This window comes from Paenibacillus sp. Leaf72, from assembly GCF_001422685.1.
GTDB lineage: Bacteria > Bacillota > Bacilli > Paenibacillales > Paenibacillaceae > Pristimantibacillus.
The window spans coordinates 416,164-431,865 of the sequence record NZ_LMLV01000030.1 but is presented as its reverse complement, the minus strand read 5'-3'; the positions used below and the strand labels follow the sequence as shown (position 1 = coordinate 431,865).

The 15,702-nt window shown below is 50.9% G+C and carries 14 protein-coding genes; 2 read left to right on the top strand and 12 right to left on the bottom strand.

The annotated features are described in order from the left end of the window. Nucleotides 1-201: 201 nt before the first annotated feature. From ASF12_RS23155 to ASF12_RS23135, 6 genes are all read right to left on the bottom strand, one after another. The gene (locus ASF12_RS23155; RefSeq protein WP_056040144.1) at nucleotides 202-714 is read right to left on the bottom strand and encodes an adenine phosphoribosyltransferase; all 513 of its coding nucleotides are present in this window, start codon (nucleotides 712-714) and stop codon (nucleotides 202-204) included. 55 nt (nucleotides 715-769) lie between these two features. Next, nucleotides 770-2,803 (bottom strand): single-stranded-DNA-specific exonuclease RecJ, encoded by a 2,034-nt coding sequence (gene recJ / locus ASF12_RS23150; protein WP_056039976.1) that lies wholly within the window; start codon nucleotides 2,801-2,803, stop codon nucleotides 770-772. A 31-nt stretch (nucleotides 2,804-2,834) separates the two neighbouring features. Continuing rightward, the gene (locus ASF12_RS23145) at nucleotides 2,835-3,764 is read right to left on the bottom strand and encodes a cation diffusion facilitator family transporter (RefSeq protein WP_056039974.1); all 930 of its coding nucleotides are present in this window, start codon (nucleotides 3,762-3,764) and stop codon (nucleotides 2,835-2,837) included. Nucleotides 3,765-3,784: 20 nt separating this feature from the next. Next, a complete protein-coding gene (gene secF, locus ASF12_RS33930; protein WP_074904695.1) occupies nucleotides 3,785-4,705 on the bottom strand; it encodes a protein translocase subunit SecF in 921 nt (306 codons plus the stop codon). After that, a complete protein-coding gene (secD, locus tag ASF12_RS33925) occupies nucleotides 4,695-5,927 on the bottom strand; it encodes a protein translocase subunit SecD (RefSeq protein ID WP_046229348.1) in 1,233 nt (410 codons plus the stop codon). Before secD ends, secF begins: the two co-directional genes overlap by 11 nt. An 82-nt stretch (nucleotides 5,928-6,009) precedes the next feature. Continuing rightward, nucleotides 6,010-6,249, bottom strand: coding sequence for a post-transcriptional regulator (locus ASF12_RS23135; RefSeq protein WP_046229349.1), 240 nt, complete (start codon nucleotides 6,247-6,249; stop codon nucleotides 6,010-6,012). Between the two features lie 160 nt (nucleotides 6,250-6,409). Here ASF12_RS23135 and spoVB point away from each other — a divergent pair, with 160 nt between their 5' ends. Then, nucleotides 6,410-7,975, top strand: coding sequence for a stage V sporulation protein B (gene spoVB, locus ASF12_RS23130; RefSeq protein ID WP_056039972.1), 1,566 nt, complete (start codon nucleotides 6,410-6,412; stop codon nucleotides 7,973-7,975). Nucleotides 7,976-8,057: 82 nt separating this feature from the next. Here the strand turns inward: spoVB and ASF12_RS23125 are convergent, their stop codons facing one another. After that, nucleotides 8,058-8,822, bottom strand: a complete 765-nt coding sequence (locus tag ASF12_RS23125; protein ID WP_056040142.1) for a DUF421 domain-containing protein — start codon at nucleotides 8,820-8,822, stop codon at nucleotides 8,058-8,060. 197 nt (nucleotides 8,823-9,019) lie between these two features. Further along, complete coding sequence (locus ASF12_RS23120) at nucleotides 9,020-10,357, bottom strand: SLC13 family permease (RefSeq protein WP_442952549.1); 1,338 nt, start codon at nucleotides 10,355-10,357, stop codon at nucleotides 9,020-9,022. 133 nt (nucleotides 10,358-10,490) lie between these two features. Between ASF12_RS23120 and ASF12_RS23115 the strand changes: the two genes are divergently transcribed. After that, nucleotides 10,491-10,883, top strand: coding sequence for a TIGR04086 family membrane protein (locus tag ASF12_RS23115; RefSeq protein ID WP_056039970.1), 393 nt, complete (start codon nucleotides 10,491-10,493; stop codon nucleotides 10,881-10,883). A 154-nt stretch (nucleotides 10,884-11,037) separates the two neighbouring features. Here the strand turns inward: ASF12_RS23115 and yajC are convergent, their stop codons facing one another. From yajC to ASF12_RS23095, 4 genes are read right to left on the bottom strand one after another with little or no spacing between them, the layout of a single operon-like run. After that, nucleotides 11,038-11,358 carry a preprotein translocase subunit YajC gene (yajC, locus tag ASF12_RS23110; RefSeq protein WP_056039968.1) on the bottom strand — a complete coding sequence of 107 codons (321 nt, stop codon included), beginning with the start codon at nucleotides 11,356-11,358 and terminating at the stop codon, nucleotides 11,038-11,040. Nucleotides 11,359-11,373: 15 nt separating this feature from the next. Next, nucleotides 11,374-12,510 (bottom strand): tRNA guanosine(34) transglycosylase Tgt, encoded by a 1,137-nt coding sequence (tgt, locus tag ASF12_RS23105; protein WP_056039966.1) that lies wholly within the window; start codon nucleotides 12,508-12,510, stop codon nucleotides 11,374-11,376. 38 nt (nucleotides 12,511-12,548) lie between these two features. Then, entirely contained in the window at nucleotides 12,549-13,595 is a 1,047-nt protein-coding gene (gene queA / locus ASF12_RS23100) for a tRNA preQ1(34) S-adenosylmethionine ribosyltransferase-isomerase QueA (protein ID WP_056039964.1), read from the bottom strand. A 10-nt stretch (nucleotides 13,596-13,605) separates the two neighbouring features. Continuing rightward, nucleotides 13,606-15,702, bottom strand: a complete 2,097-nt coding sequence (locus ASF12_RS23095) for a SpoIID/LytB domain-containing protein (protein ID WP_056039962.1) — start codon at nucleotides 15,700-15,702, stop codon at nucleotides 13,606-13,608.

Below are 15,702 nucleotides of genomic sequence, written 5' to 3'. Positions count from 1 at the left end.
CGCGCATTTTCCGAGTTTTCTAATATTATGCCTGTAAGCATAGCATGACGTCAACTATGCTGTCGATTGAAGTGTCGATTTAAGTCATGGAAATATTAATATTGTATCCGGTAAAATGGGACTTTATAGGGCGAAAGCCAACCAGCAGCAGCTGGTTGGCTTAAACGTTCAAACGATTTTATTTCATCCTTCAAATAATGGCTAGTAAGTAATGAGAGAAACGACGTCCATATCGCCAAGCTTCTCGCGGCCTGTCAAATAAGACAATTCGATAAGAAAGGCCGAACCAACAATTTCCCCGCCAAGCTGGCGAATTAAATTAATGGAAGTTGCGATTGTGCCGCCTGTTGCAAGCAGATCATCGGCAATCAGTACGCGCTGCCCCGGCTGAATGGCGTCCTTGTGCATAGCGAGCACATCTTTGCCATACTCCAGGTCATAGCTTGCTTCAATCGTTTCGCCTGGCAGCTTGCCGCTTTTGCGAATAGGCGCAAAGCCTACGCCGAGTGCAAGGGCAAGCGGAGCGCCAATAACGAAGCCTCGCGCTTCTGGTCCTGCAACGACATCGATTTTCAAATGCTCAACCGCTTTGCGCATTTCTTCAATGGCAGCTCGGTAAGCCGGGCCATCCTTCAGCAAAGTAGTAATGTCCTTGAAGCGAATGCCTGGCTGTGGGAAATCGGGAATGACCCGAATGTAATCTTTAAAATTAATTTGTGACTCGCTCATTAATTATTCGTCCCTTCTGTCTGTCGCCATTCTGGTGTTGTCAAACCAATATTGTAGCTGCAACCAATGGAGATTGCAATTGTTCGGCTTTACTTTTTGCCTCCTGATAGGCAGTGGCTGTACTTAACTCCCGCTTCTCCGGCGCTTCTGCAACGATCGCCAAACCATCCTCGATGCGGATAAACGAAAGCTCGGTAAATACGCGCAGCATAACCTCGGTCATTTCCTGCGGCCAGCCGCTCATCTCCGCCAGGCGCTTCGCAAGCCCTTCAAGCGGTGCCTGCTTCATTTTACGCAGCAGTTGATACACTTGACCGAAATGCTCACGCTCAGGAAACTTTGCATACGCGCCTCCGCTGAACAGGTCATGAATATGCAGCTGCGGCTTGCGCTGGCCGTTCCATTCATTGATGGACAGCTCGCCTACCAGATCGACAGGACTGCTCGCCAGCAGCCGGTCGGCAATAGCTCCCATGCTGAAGCCTACCGCTTCCAGTACAGCTTGCCCGCTTTTCACGGTCAGCTTAAGATGCTTCGCTTCCTTGCCCATCGTTCGCTTGTCTGCAAGAGCTGCTCCCTGAAAGAGCAGGCGCGGCGACGGATTGCCCGCACCAAACGGCTCCAGCTGCGCTAGCTCATTGATCGTTTGCAAATTAGCTTCTTCAACCTTGCACTGCAGGTCGATGCCTGTTTTTGGAATCCAATCCTGCTCGCTGAGCCATTCCAAAGCAAGCTCGCCAAGCTTACGTTCAAACTCAGCCAGCTGGTCACGATGCAGGCTCATGCCTGCCGCCGCTTGGTGGCCGCCGTAATGGTCCAACAGCTCATCGCAGGCGGTAAGTGCTGCATGCAGGTCGTAGCCGTCAATGGAGCGCGCAGAGCCCTTGCACATGCCGCTCTCCCCATCAATACCGAGAATAATTACAGGCTTGTAATGGCGCTCAAGCAGCTTGGATGCCACAATGCCAATAACGCCAACATTCCAGCCTTCTCCCGCCAGTACAATAACCGCCGGTTCCGCCTCGCCCGCATCCGCAGCCTGCGCTCGCTTCTGCGCCCACTGCTCCTCCGCTTCCTTGACGATGCCTTCCACGATGCGCTGCCGCTCGCGGTTGAGCATATCGAGCGAAGTTGCTGCCAATATAGCCTCGTCGTAGTTGTCGCTTATGAGCAGCTCTACAGCGCGCCGCGCATGATCGAGCCTGCCAGCCGCATTAATGCGCGGTGCCATGCCGAAAGCAACTGTCGTGGAAGTAACTGACGGCAGCTCGATGCCCGTCGACTCAGCCAGCGCTAGAAATCCGGTATTCGTCGTCTGGCGAAGCCGTTCCAGCCCGCTTTTGACTAAAATCCGATTTTCGCCAGTTAAAGGCATTAAATCCGCAATCGTTCCGAGACAGACAATGTCTGTCAGCTCCATAGGCGGGCGTTCCAGCAGCGCTTGCGCCAGCTTGAATGCGACACCAACGCCTGCCAGCCCTTCAAAAGGATAAGTGCAATCATGCCGCTTCGGATTAACTACGGCGCAGGCATCCGGAATACGTGCTGGCGGTTCGTGATGGTCGGTGACAACGACATCAAGCCCAAGCTCCTTGGCGTAGGCAATTTCATCATAGGCGCTGATGCCGGTGTCAACCGTTACGATTAAGCGGATACCCTCGGCGGCCGCCTTTTCCAGCGCCGCCTTGTTTAATCCATAACCTTCTAGAGCACGATGAGGAATATAATAATCAAAATGAAGGCCAAGCTCGCGAAACACATGTACGAGCAGCGAGGTGCTGGATACGCCGTCGGCATCATAATCGCCATAAATACGTATCTTTTCGCCAGCTGAGGCCGCCTCCCGAATACGGGCGACAGCCTCCCTCATATCTTTCAGCAAATACGGGTCATGCAAATGCTCAGAGCCGCCTCTTAAAAACTGCTCCGCCTGTGCGATCTCCTTGTAGCCGCGCTGCACCAAAAGCTTGGCGGCAAGCGGTGACAGGCTAAGAGCTGTCGAAAGCTCTTTCGCCGCCGCGTCTGCCTGCTCATCCCAAGGTGCAAGATTCCAACGTGTTTTTGCTTGAATCACGCCGACTTCAACTCCTTTCTGCCGCGCTGCGCTATTGAAGCAGCGTAGGCATATGTTCCTGATTCGGATCGTGATTGGATTTATAAGGATAACCTGGGTCATAAGGCTCGACATGAATCGTTGCGTCCGTTAGGTGGGTAAAGCGTGTCAACAGCAGTCGTTTCACCCTTTTCGCCACTTCATGCCCTTCAAGCACAGTCACGCGCGGATTAACGCTAATAACCGCCTCCGCAACGACGTAATGGCCCCGCTCGCGAGCATGCAGAGACTGTACGGTGACGACGCCTTCCACCCGTTGAACGAGCTGCATAAGCTCCTCGGTATTTTCGCTGTATACTTCTGCGGCAGCTTCCTCTCTATGAGGGGAAGGCACAATAATGCGATAGCCGCCGTTCATGACGATAACCGATATGACGATAGCAGCTGCCGAATCAAAATAATAAAGCACCGGAAGCGAAATCAGCTTGCCCAGCCACGCGGCTCCTGCACCAATGAACACAGCAAGTGTCGCATACAAGCTGCTGCCATGCTCCCGCTGTTTCCAGACGAGCTCCTTCACGAGCAGGCAGCCAGCCAGAACGACAAGCGCACTCCAATGAGGCGGCTTGCTAATGCCCTCTGCAATGTCCCGAACAGCCGAAATGCCAATTTCCAAGCCAATAAGGAGCAAGGCTGCCGCTAAAACGACATTCATGACGGTTTCTGTCTTCCGTGTTTCCTTATGCTTTCCAGCAGCAGCGCTGCTGGAAGGGGCTTCGCTGCCACTTTCATTACGCTGCGAAACGACCTTTTCCGCAAAAATAGCCGCCGCCTCAGCTGCCGATCGGCAACCATCCGCAAGCAATGCTTTGCTGCCGGACAGCCAGCCTGCTGCCCCTTTCAACAACGCCAACGCCGCATTACCCCAAATTCCTGACCAGCTGGCCGGCTCTGCTTTTGTATATCGTTGGTTCATTGTCATGACTGCCTCCTTCTACGCTGTTAGACCGCAGTCTTGGCAGGCTGCTTTGCTTTAGGCTTTTGTTTGCTTTTAAGAAGAAGCCAGAGCGGGCTCGCAATACAGATCGACGAGTATGCGCCGCTTGTCAGACCGATAATTTTCGCCAAGGCGAACAGCTTGATCGACTCGCTTCCGAAAAGGAATAAACAAACCGCGATAACGAGTACGGCCAGTACCGTATAAATGTTACGCGCCATCGTCTGCCAAAGGCTCTGATTGACCATATCTGCGAGCTGATCACGCGTTTTCAGCTTGCCAAAACGAAGATTTTCACGAATTCGGTCGAAAATAACGATTTTATCATTAATCGAATAACCGATTGTCGTCAATACTGCGGCAATAAACGGCAGATCGACTTCCAGACGGAAAATCGAAAATACAGCGACTACGACAAAAGCATCATACAAAATCGCAATGTTCGCCGCTAAAGCAAAGCGCCATTCAAAACGGATCATGACATAAATCATAATCGCAATACTTGCAATAATAACGGCATAAATCGTCTTGAAGCCAAGCTCACGCGCCATATCCGGGGATACTACGTTGACCTCTGCCGATACTTGATCGCCAAATTTTGCTTTAAACGCATTTTGAATTTCCGTGACCTTCGTTTGCTCCAATACTTCTTCAAAACGAGCTGAAACGCGATCGCCGTTCGTGCCGCCAACAGTCGGTGTAACGTTCGTAACGCCAGCTGTTGCCAAAACTTCCTTCGCTTCCGCTTGGGTCAAAGCTTTGCCGACTGCGATATCCATATTCGTACCCGCTTTAAAATCGACGCCATAGTTCAGGTTGAACAGGAACAGCGAGATAACCCCTAAAACCGTCAAAATAATAGAAGCCATGAAAAACTTTTTGCTATGCTTGATAAAGTCAAAATGCACTGTTGTTTTAAAGTTCACGGATGTCCGCCTCCTTCACGCCGAAATAGCTAGGTTTAGTAAACAGGTTGCTGCGAATCAGCAAATGTATCAGTAGGCGTGAGAAGAAAATGTTTGTAACGATACTGACCAAAATACTCAAAATCATCGTCAGTGCAAAGCCTCTGATCGCACCGTTTCCGATGTAATAAAGCACGCCGCAGGAAATCATGTTCGTAATGTTCGCATCCATAATCGTACGGAACGAGTTTTTGGAGCCTGCTTTAAGGGAGGAAAGCAAGCTTTTGCCGCTGCGGATTTCCTCTTTGATCCGTTCGTACATAATGATATTCGCGTCGACCGCCATCCCAATCCCGAGTACAAATGCGGCAATACCCGGCAGCGTTAACGTGACATTCAGCATCTCGAATACGAGTACCAGCATCCATGTAAATGTAATGACCGTAATACCCGCTACAACGCCCGGTATACGGAACAAAATAATCAGGAACACCAAAATAATCGCCGAGCCGATAACGCCGGCGCGAACGGTATCTTCAAGCGACTGCTGTCCAAGCTTTGCGCCAACGCTTTGCGTGTATTTCTCTGTCAGCTTAAGCGGCAATGCGCCCAAATTAATCGTATCTTTCAAATCATTCGCTTCATCAAGCGTGAAATTGCCGCTAATTTGCGCGCTTCCGCCGCTGATTGGCTGGTTGACGTTCGGATTCGACAGCATTTCATCGTCGAGATAAATCGCAAGCGTCTTGCCCGTCAGTCTTGTCGTAACATCCTCAAACTTCTTCGCATCTTTCAGCTTAATCGAAACGACCGGATTGTTCAGTGAATCATATTCGACCGTAGCTGCATTTTGCACAAAATCATCACCTTGAAGCTCAACCGTGCCATCTGGTGCTCTAAAGGTCAGATTAACCGGCTTCTTGATAATGTTTCTTACCTCATCCTCATTCGTAACGCCTGCAAGCTTGACGCGAATGCGGTTTGTTCCTTCTGTCGTTATCTCCGGCTCGGAAATACCCAGCTTGTCCGCCCGAGCCTCGAGGCTTTTCGCCGTATCCTTCAGCAAAGTAGGCGTTACTTTATCGCCAGCTGCAAGCGGTTCTGCTTCATAAAGCACCTCGAATCCGCCCTTCAAATCAAGGCCTAGCCGAATGCCGTTTACCAGCGATGGGCTCGTCCAAGCGATCACGCCAAACATGATGACAACGATCCCAAGGAAGGCAAATAATCTTTTCCCGTTCATATTTCCTAAGTCCCCCTTATGATCTCAATATTCCTATTATACTTGCGAGCAATTTTTGAGTCAAAAAAAAGAAACCCTTCCCTTAGAAATGGGTTCCCCGGTAGGCGCTAATCGTCAAAAAGTTCATAAAGCTCGTCACCTTCAGCGATAAAATGTCGTTGACCAGCTTGTGCAGCTCCGGCTGCCCGCTCTTTTTATATCCAGCGCTTACGCATGCCCAAATGTCTTTCCCATTCGCATGTTCATAGCCAATAAGCTGAAACTCCTCTGCCTTGCTGTTGCACAGCTGCTCAATTACCTGAACCAGGTCCTGTTCCTCCATAGCCGCGCCTCCCGTGCTTTTTTGCCTTGACTGCTACTATTCGCTGTCCATAGCACATATTCCTGCACATAAAGCGATGTTCATTATCCAATCATGATTCGGACATGCCGTGCATAACTATGATACTGCAACAATACGGCTAATGGAATGAGGGGCGAGTATGACCAAGCAAACGTTTATAAAAGGGGCCATGATTTTACTTGCAGCAGGCGTCATCAATCGAATTCTCGGCTTCGTCCCGCGCATTGCGCTGCCGCGCATTATAGGCGCCGAAGGCGTGGGGCTGTATCAGCTGAGCTATCCGTTTTTGGCGGTTATGCTGACAATAATTACCGGCGGCATTCCGCTCGCCGTTGCCAAATGGATTGCCGAAGCCCAGTCAAACGGAGATGAGGGGCGGGTCCGCCATATTTTCCGCAGTGCTCTGCTGCTTACGATTTTTCTTGCCATCACGCTGACCAGCCTGCTGCTGCTGTTCTCGCCTTGGATTACTGCGCATTTGCTGCCGGACAAGCGTGTGCAGCGCACATTTCTGTTCATGACGCCGATGCTGCTGATCGTCGGCGTCTCATCTGTATTTCGCGGCTACTTCCAGGGCAAGCAAAATATGATTCCCTCCGCCGCTTCCCAAATTGTGGAGACGGTGCTGCGAATTATTTTCTCGCTTAGCTTCGCGATGCTTCTCATGCCCAAAGGGCTGGAATGGGCAGCGGCTGGCGCCATGCTTGGCGTCGTGGTCGGTGAAATCGGCGGCCTAGCCGTCCTGCTGTGGAAATATGCGAGGGAAAAAAGGACTCCCGCTCTGCTGTCTGAGGCAAGCATGCCATCAACAGCTGCTGATAAGGGACCCATTATGGGCAAGCTGCTTAGCCTGTCCATACCGGTTACAGCCAGCCGCCTTGTCGGCTCGCTCTCCTATTTGCTCGAATCTATTTTCACCGCTCGCAGTCTTGCTACGGCAGGCATTGCTACAGGCATTGCTACGGCACAGTACGGGGCGCTGCAAGGAATGGTCATCCCGCTCATCCTGCTGCCAACCGCATTGACCTATTCCCTCGCCTCCTCGCTAATTCCGTCGCTTTCTGAAGCAGCGTCACGCGGCGATATGGCTACGATCCATAAGCGCTTGCACCAATCGATGAGGCTGGCCCTTGTCGCCGGAGCGCCTTTCGTCGTCATTCTCGGCCTATTCGCCGAGCCGATCTGCCGGATGCTGTACAACCACAGCGAGATTGCACCGATGCTGCAGCTGCTTGCTCCTGTCGGCCTTTTTATTTATTTGCAGGCTCCCCTGCAAGCAACTCTTCAGGCGCTCGATAAACCGGGCAAAGCGCTTATGAACACGTTTATTGGGGCTGCTATTAAGCTGGTCTTCATTATATATCTCGCCTCCAAGCCCGAATTTGGCATATATGGCGCTTTAATTGCGATTAATTTGAATATCGTGCTAGTCACTGCGCTGCATGGCATTAGCGTTCTCAAGCTGATCGGCTTCCGGATGAAGCTGCGCGATTTTATGAAGGTCATCTCTGCTATGGTTGTTATGGGGGCCGCAGCACGCTTCGTTATGAATCGGGAGCCCGTAGCTGCGGAATGGGTGAATTTGCTTGTGGCCTGTGCTTGCGGCGCAATTGTATATTTGGCGCTCATGGTTTGGACGAACATTATTGACCGGCATGACCTCACCCGCTTGCCCAAAATCGGCCATTGGTTTTCACGAACCTAGACCATCGCCTGCGATAATGTCTTCATATATTCGTATCGTTAAAAAAAAGCCGCGAGCAGTTTGGGACATCCTTGCTCCCAATCTACTTTCGCGGCTTTTTCGTTTTATCCAAAAACAGCTTGCCTTTATGGTCTATTGTACAAAGGAATACTTCCTTAAAGTCGGTTACCCCTTCATCCTGAAGGACATTTTTCAACCAAAAACGGGTTTTCTCCAGCTTCTCCAAATTTTCATCCTGTACTTTGCCATCCATAATGAGCGGAATAGGCAAAATCTCAAAACGATATTTGGGCGGAATGACCTTAGCATTTTGCTGCATAGACAGCTTGCCCGCCAAATCCGAATTATGCTCAGCCCTACTGCCTTCTTCCGCCTGCTGCTGCAGCTCGTGTCCGCCCCTGCTCCGTTGTTCCTCCACATTCAAACGCTCTTCCGCTATCTCTTCCGGGGACCCTTCTGTACTTTTAGGAATGACCGACAGCTTGCCGCTCGTTTCCAAAATCGCAAATTCCACATCCGAGATTCTTGTAATTTGATTTTCTCTAAGCTGGAGCATAAAATCATCCAGATTATAGCGCTGCTTGCGCATGACATCGCGATTCAGCTTGCCCTTCGCCATAATAACGCTTGGCTTCCCGTCAAATAGCTGCCGCAGCTTGCGATTTTTCAGCGCCACAAAAGCCATTCCCACCTGCACCAGCATTAAAATAACCATCGGCACAATGCCTTCCCACATCGTTCGATCCAAATCCTCTATAACGATCACAGCTATTTCCGCAATCATAACCGAGATAACGAGGTCAAAAACCGACAGCTTGCCGATTTCCCGTTTTCCCATAAACCGCATGATGAGAAATACGATGAAATAAATCAATACGGTACGCAGCACAAGGGTCAGAAATTCCAAGTGGTCCCGCCTCCTTCATCGCTCGCGCCTGCTGCATGTTGGCCTGAGCGGTCTGTACACGTATTCTCACCTGCCGCCATCTCCCTCATACGAAACGGCCAGGCACGAATTTATGGTAAAGGCGGGAAAACATAAAATTACGGGATCAGAATAAAATACACATAAGCCGTAGAGACGAGCAGCGACATAAGCGCAATTGGCGCACCTACTTTAAGAAAGGCTCTAAAATGAAAGCTTTTGCCTTCCCGCAAAGCAAGGCCTGCGGCAATTACGTTTGCGGAAGCGCCAATGAGCGTGCCGTTGCTGCCGAGATTTGCGCCAAGCGACAGCGACCACCACAGCGGCTCCATTTGACCCGCGCTCAGTCCCAGCTCAGCACCCATCGCTTGAATAACGGGAACCATTGCCGTTACAAACGGCACATTATCCATCGTGGCGGAGGCTACACCGGAAATCCACAATAGCAGCAATGACGCTATATCAACATTACCGGAAGTCATTTGCAGCACAACCAAAGCGATTTGGTTGGTCCAATTCGTTGCCGAAAGTCCCGCTACCATAATAAATAAGCCGATAAAAAATAATATCGTACCCCAATCCACCATGCGGAAGGCAATTTCTGCTTCCTTGCGCTTCAAACCTATGACCATGAGCAGTGCCGCACTGCCAAGCGCGATAGCCGCCGGCTCAATGCCTAATGCCGAATGGAGCGTAAAGGCAATAATGGTTAGCAAAAAAACGACGACCGATTTGATCATCAGCGGGCGATTTTTAATGTAGGAGCTGGCGGAAAGCTTCATCAGCTCGCTTGCTTCCTTGCTTTTATGCGTAGGCTTAAAATGCTTGCGGTACACGAACAAAAACAAGCCTATCGTAACGATTAATATAAACAACGATACAGGTCCTAAATGGATGATAAAAGCATTAAACGTCAACTGCTTGTTCGCAGAGCCAATAATCATATTAACCGGATCACCGATTAAAGTAGCAGCACCACCGATGTTGGAAGCAGCAATTTCTGCAAAAATAAAAGGGTAAGGATTCAGCTTCAGCAATTTTGTAATCGACATTGTTACCGGAATGACGAGCAGCATAATCGTTACATTGTCCAGAAAAGCTGAGCTAATGCCGGTTAAGGCAATGAGCAGTATAAAGATTTTCCACGAGCTTCCTTTGACCCACTGGGCCAGCTTGATCGCTATGTATGGGATGACACCTGCCCGGTTCAAAATGCCGACAAGCAGCATCATGCCGATGAGCAGCATAATGACCCGCCAGCCGACCGCCTCCGTAAATGCATAACGCAAGTCCAATATGCCCAGCACCAATATGAGAAATGCGCCTGCAAGCGCCGCCACTGCCCGATTGATTTTATCCGTAATGACAAAGGCATAGGTTACCAAAAAAATAACTGCTACCGCGATAACCTGCCAAGCCGCCGGATTGTAAAGCATTCCTGCTGCCTTGGTTTCCATCTCGCTTCACCCTTTCTTATCCCTCACATTATACGTAATTGGATAGAATTTCGTCCACCCTTCCGCTTGCCTGTACTATTCCGCAGAGCCTGGCCATATGGTTTAAGTAAAAGGAATTTAAAGGAGGAAAACGATGAATCCCATTAAACATGTTCCGCGGCCTCCCCAGATCGCTTCCCCTATGCTGGCGGGTCTCCTGTATGCCATCATTTGGCTTGCTTTAGGCGCATTGCTGCTCTCGCTTTTGCTGCATTTTGGAAATATGAAGGAAAGCAGCCTGCCGACTTTCGCAACATGTATTCATGGCGTATCCGCTTTTGCGGGCGGATTAACGTCCGGCAAGCGATCCGGCATGAAAGGCTGGTATCAGGGCGGATTGCTTGGCCTGCTCTATGGTTTGACCATATTGTTAATTGGCTTTCTGGCTGCCGATGCCGGATTTTCTCTGCATACCGCCATTGTCCTTGGCATTACTTTGCTGCTTGGCGCTTTTGGGGGCGTTATTGGCGTCAATCTTAAAAAGTAATTCGGCAGCCGGCATCATTTTCAGACGGCATAGGAGCGCTAACGGGGAAAAATAGAAGCAGCTTAGCCTAAAGAAGGCTTCTACATACTCATATAAAAAAGCCTGCGTCTTGAAGGATTAACCTTCAAGGCGCAGGCTTTTTGGAGCTATCCTACTAATCTTTCGAAATCGTAGGCGCACTGCTAACGACCGAGCTAATTGCGCTGCGTTCAAACGTCAGCTTAACCGTATCATTGACGCGAAGTACGACTGTGTCATCCGTCAATTCCGTGATTGTACCGTGCATACCGCCGATTGTTGAAATTTTATCGCCTTTTTTCAATTGCGACAACAGCGCTGTACGCTGCTTTTGTTTCTTCTGTTGCGGACGAATAAGCAAGAAATAGAACACGGCAAACATAAGTAGTATCGGCCATGCCATGCCCCAAATGCTATTCGCTGGTGCTCCAGCTGCATCTGCTAACCATAGTGACATTGAAATCCCCCCTTTCTAAAATCCCTTATCGTTATCCCGCAACCCATAGCTGTCAAAAAACTCATCGCGAAAATCAAGGAGCCGATCTTCGGTAATCGCCTGACGCACATCCCTCATGAGTTGAAGCAGGAAATGTAGATTATGATAAGTCGTCAATCTCATACCGAATGTTTCATCGGCCTTCATCAAGTGGCGAATATACGCGCGTGAATAATTCGTGCATGTGTAGCAAGAGCATTTCGGATCAAGTGGACCAAAATCCTCTGCATACTTGGCATTGCGAATAACGAGTCTTCCCTCGCTTGTCATCGTTGTTCCGTTGCGCGCAATTCTCGTAGGAAGCACACAGTCGAACATATCGATGCCGCGAATGGAGCCTTCCAGCAGCGCATCGGGCGAACCAACTCCCATTAAATACCTTGGCTTGCCGGTTGGAAGCAGCGGTACCGTATACTCAAGTGCTTGATACATCAAGTGTTTCGGCTCACCGACACTTAGTCCTCCAATAGCATACCCCGGGAAATCCATGGAAGTCAAATCTTTCGCGCTCTGGATGCGCAGGTCCTCGTACATGCCTCCTTGGACGATCGCAAACAGCCCTTGATCATGAGGACGCGCATGGGATTCGAGGCAGCGCTCCGCCCAGCGCGTCGTGCGCTCAAGCGACTGTTTCACATAAGCATGCTCAGCTGGGTATGGCGGGCATTCGTCAAATGCCATCATAATGTCCGAGCCGAGCGCATTTTGAATTTCCATCGCCTTCTCCGGCGACAAAAACATCTTGTCCCCATTCAGATGAGAGCGGAACTGGACGCCTTCTTCCGTAATTTTACGCATTTCGCTCAAGCTGAACACTTGAAAACCGCCGCTGTCAGTCAAAATCGGACGGTCCCAGTTCATAAACTTATGCAATCCGCCTGCGCGCCCAATCAATTCATGTCCGGGGCGAAGAAACAGATGGTACGTATTGCTCAAAATAATATGGGCATCCATCGTTTTCAGCTCTTCCGGGCTCATCGTCTTTACCGTCGCCTGGGTTCCCACCGGCATAAAAGCCGGCGTCTCAATAACGCCATGGGGCGTATGGACGCGGCCGAGCCGCGCTCCAGACTGCTTGCACACTTTTAACAATTCATAGGTTACAGCCACAATTCACGCTTCCTGTCTTCTTTAATTTTGTTGCTTCATTATTAATAAATAAACATCGCATCGCCGAAGCTAAAAAAGCGGTATTCCTCACGAATCGCTTCTGCATAAGCGCCCATAACCGCATCGCGCCCAGCAAGCGCGCTGACGAGCATAACCAGCGTCGACTTGGGCAAATGGAAATTGGTTAGCAGTGCATTAACGAGCTTGAAGGAGTAGCCCGGAAAAATAAAAATATCAGTCCAGCCGCTGCATGCCTGAATCGCTTCCTTCTCAAAGCGCGCCGCAACGGTTTCCAGCGTCCTTGCAGAGGTTGTCCCTACAGCAACGATGCGTGCGCCCTCGGCCTTCGCCTGATTCAGCAGCGCTGCGGTCTCCTCGCTAAGCTCGTAATATTCCGAATGCATCACATGCTCTTCCACTACGTCTACCGACATCGGCCGAAACGTTCCGAGCCCTACATGCAGCGTCACATAAGCAATGCGCACACCTTTATCCGCAAGCCGCTGCAAAAAGTCTGCTGTAAAATGCAGTCCAGCCGTCGGGGCTGCCGCCGAGCCATCATGCTTGGCATAAACGGTTTGATAGCGCTCACGCTCCTCCAGACGTTCCCGAATGTAAGGCGGAAGCGGCATTTCGCCAAGCCGCTCCAGCAGCTCCTGAAAAATGCCCGTATAGGCAAACCGAATCGTACGGCCGCCCATATCGCCTTCCTCTTCAACAAAAGCACGAAGCAGGGGCTGGCCGCTGCCGTCGTCGCCAAACCATACCTCTGCGCCGATCTTCATGCGTTTGGCCGGCTTCGCGAGCGCCTCCCAGCGGTCACCTTCCAGCTGCTTGAGCAGCAGCAGCTCAATCTTCGCCCCCGTATCCGCCTTCGCGCCAATTAAACGTGCAGGCAGTACCCTGGTGTCATTAAGCACCAGCACATCTCCGGCATGCAAATGCTGCGCCAGATCGGTGAAGTTTTCATGGTTCACCGCGCCATTGCTGCGGTCCAGCGTTAAAAGCCTCGATGAAGTCCGCTGCTGCAGCGGCGTCTGGGCAATTAAACGCTCTGGCAGTTCAAAATCAAACATTTCTACGTTCATCTGTCAGTCATCATTCCTTAGCGATAGTTACATCATTATAATAGTATTTCAGAATATAAGAGTAGTCATACCCTTGCTCGGCAAGGCCAAGCGCCCCATACTGGGACAGACCGATGCCATGACCGAAGCCTGTACCGATGAAACGGAAGCTCGGCGTCTTCGTCGCTTCACGAACCTTGCCTTTGCTGCCCATAATATACAGCTTGGCCTCCATCTGCTTTACTTCGCCGCCTGCCCCAATCGTATAGATCGCACTTGTACTCTCAGGCTTTGCTGTCGTTTTCTTATTCGCTCCAAGTACGTTCACGCGTGCTGTCTCGTCAATTTGGAACAAGGTGCTCGGCAGGCTTCCAAGCGCCGTCCGCAGCATATCCGGATATTTGACCTCCAGCTTTTTGCCGTTCGCCAGCATTTCCGTAGCGCGACCCGACTGTCCTGTCTTGCTCACTTGGAGCGAAGTAATTGGACCGGCTATCGTGGTGACGCTCTTGAGTGAAGCGACCAGCTCCTCTGAGCTGAAAGGGCCTCGTACCCAAGACATCGGACCCGATTGCACTGATTTTTCCAAGACGACTACCTTTGCACCCGCATTGACTTGGCCAACCAACGGAACATCATCCTGGATGAGCGGTATTTTCCGCACCTTTACGCCGTCCGTATTCACCTTCATCAGCTTAATTCCTGCGGCATTCGTTTCGCTTCTCTCCGTGAGCAAATCTTCGCGAATATAGCCGGTTAAGCCGCTTGGAAGCACAACGCGGTACCAGCTGTACAGCCCTTTTTCCGCCGAGCTGTCCGTCGGGCTTTTGACACTCGTCAAATAAGGAACGGCATTGCCCCATACTTCCTTGGCATCCGCTGTAGCCCCGCCGCCATTGGAGGAATAAAGCGCCTCAATCAGCTTGCCTTTATACAGCACGACCTCGCCTTGCGTCGCGTCTACCGCTTGAATCGTGGATTGCTTCTCCGTGCTTGTTCCCGCATAGGCTTGGCTGCTCACACTATCGACCACATGGGCGATTTGAAAGCCCGTGCCTTGATAGAGCGCATACGTTCTAGCGGCAACCGCCTGAGCCTTCAAAGCCTCCTGCGGCCAAGTTGCAACCATTTCCGAACCTACAACCGAATACAAATACTGCTCAAACGGAAGTTCATTTACGACTGCAAGCTTGCCATTAAAATCACTGAACTCAAACGCACCGCGATACGTGCGGCTGTAGCGCTCCGTCAGCTTGATTGTTTCTTTGCCTGCCGGCTCGACCCATACTTTGGCGCTCGTAACGGGGAACGTATACATCGTAAGCGGACTTCCCGACTTGCCTGTGAGCGTATGGTCGTTCTTCAGCAGCAGATAAGGCGATTTGGCGTCAGCCTGCAGCAGGCTGACGCCAGATGCTCCAGACGCTACCTTGATGAGGTCTAGATCAGCACTGCTGGCAGCAGCACCTACCATAACCGAATAACGCAGTCCGCTGGCTGGCTTGCGCACAGCGATATACGTATCAATTCCCGCTGCCTCAAATGATGACGATGCCTTAACAGCCTCAGCTTTAGAAGCATAGCCTGTGCTTTCCAGATGAAGCGGCCCTTGCAGCTCCGGCTGCGAACCGCCGGACAGCTTCGTTAACTCGCTGTCTGACTTCCATTTGCTTAGCGCAGTTTTTGCTTCTTCAACGGTTTTGTAGGTACCTTCTGTTACTTGATATACCGTCTTGCTTTTCTTCGTTAAGGAAGTAATAAAACCGCTGCCCTTCGCCGTCTGCACTCTTTTATAAGCGCTAAGCGCCGTCTCGAAGCTGGTCGTTTCCAGCACCTTGACCTTATAATCGTCCTTGGCAAAGCGGGCCTGTACATTGCCTGCCTCCCGCAGCCATTCCTCCGCGCCGGACGGCTGCTTCATTCCAATGGACAAGCCGCCTGCCGAGCTGAGTGTTGCTGCGGCTGTATTCACCGAATATTTCCCCGGAAATTGCAAAAATATAGCGACTCTTATCGAATCAAGCTGAGGTACGGCTCCTTGAGAAGGCTGTACATGCCACATCGAAATGAGCATTAGCCCAGCTAAAGTTAGAAGCGACAGCCGTCTGATCGAAAAGCGGGCGTTCAT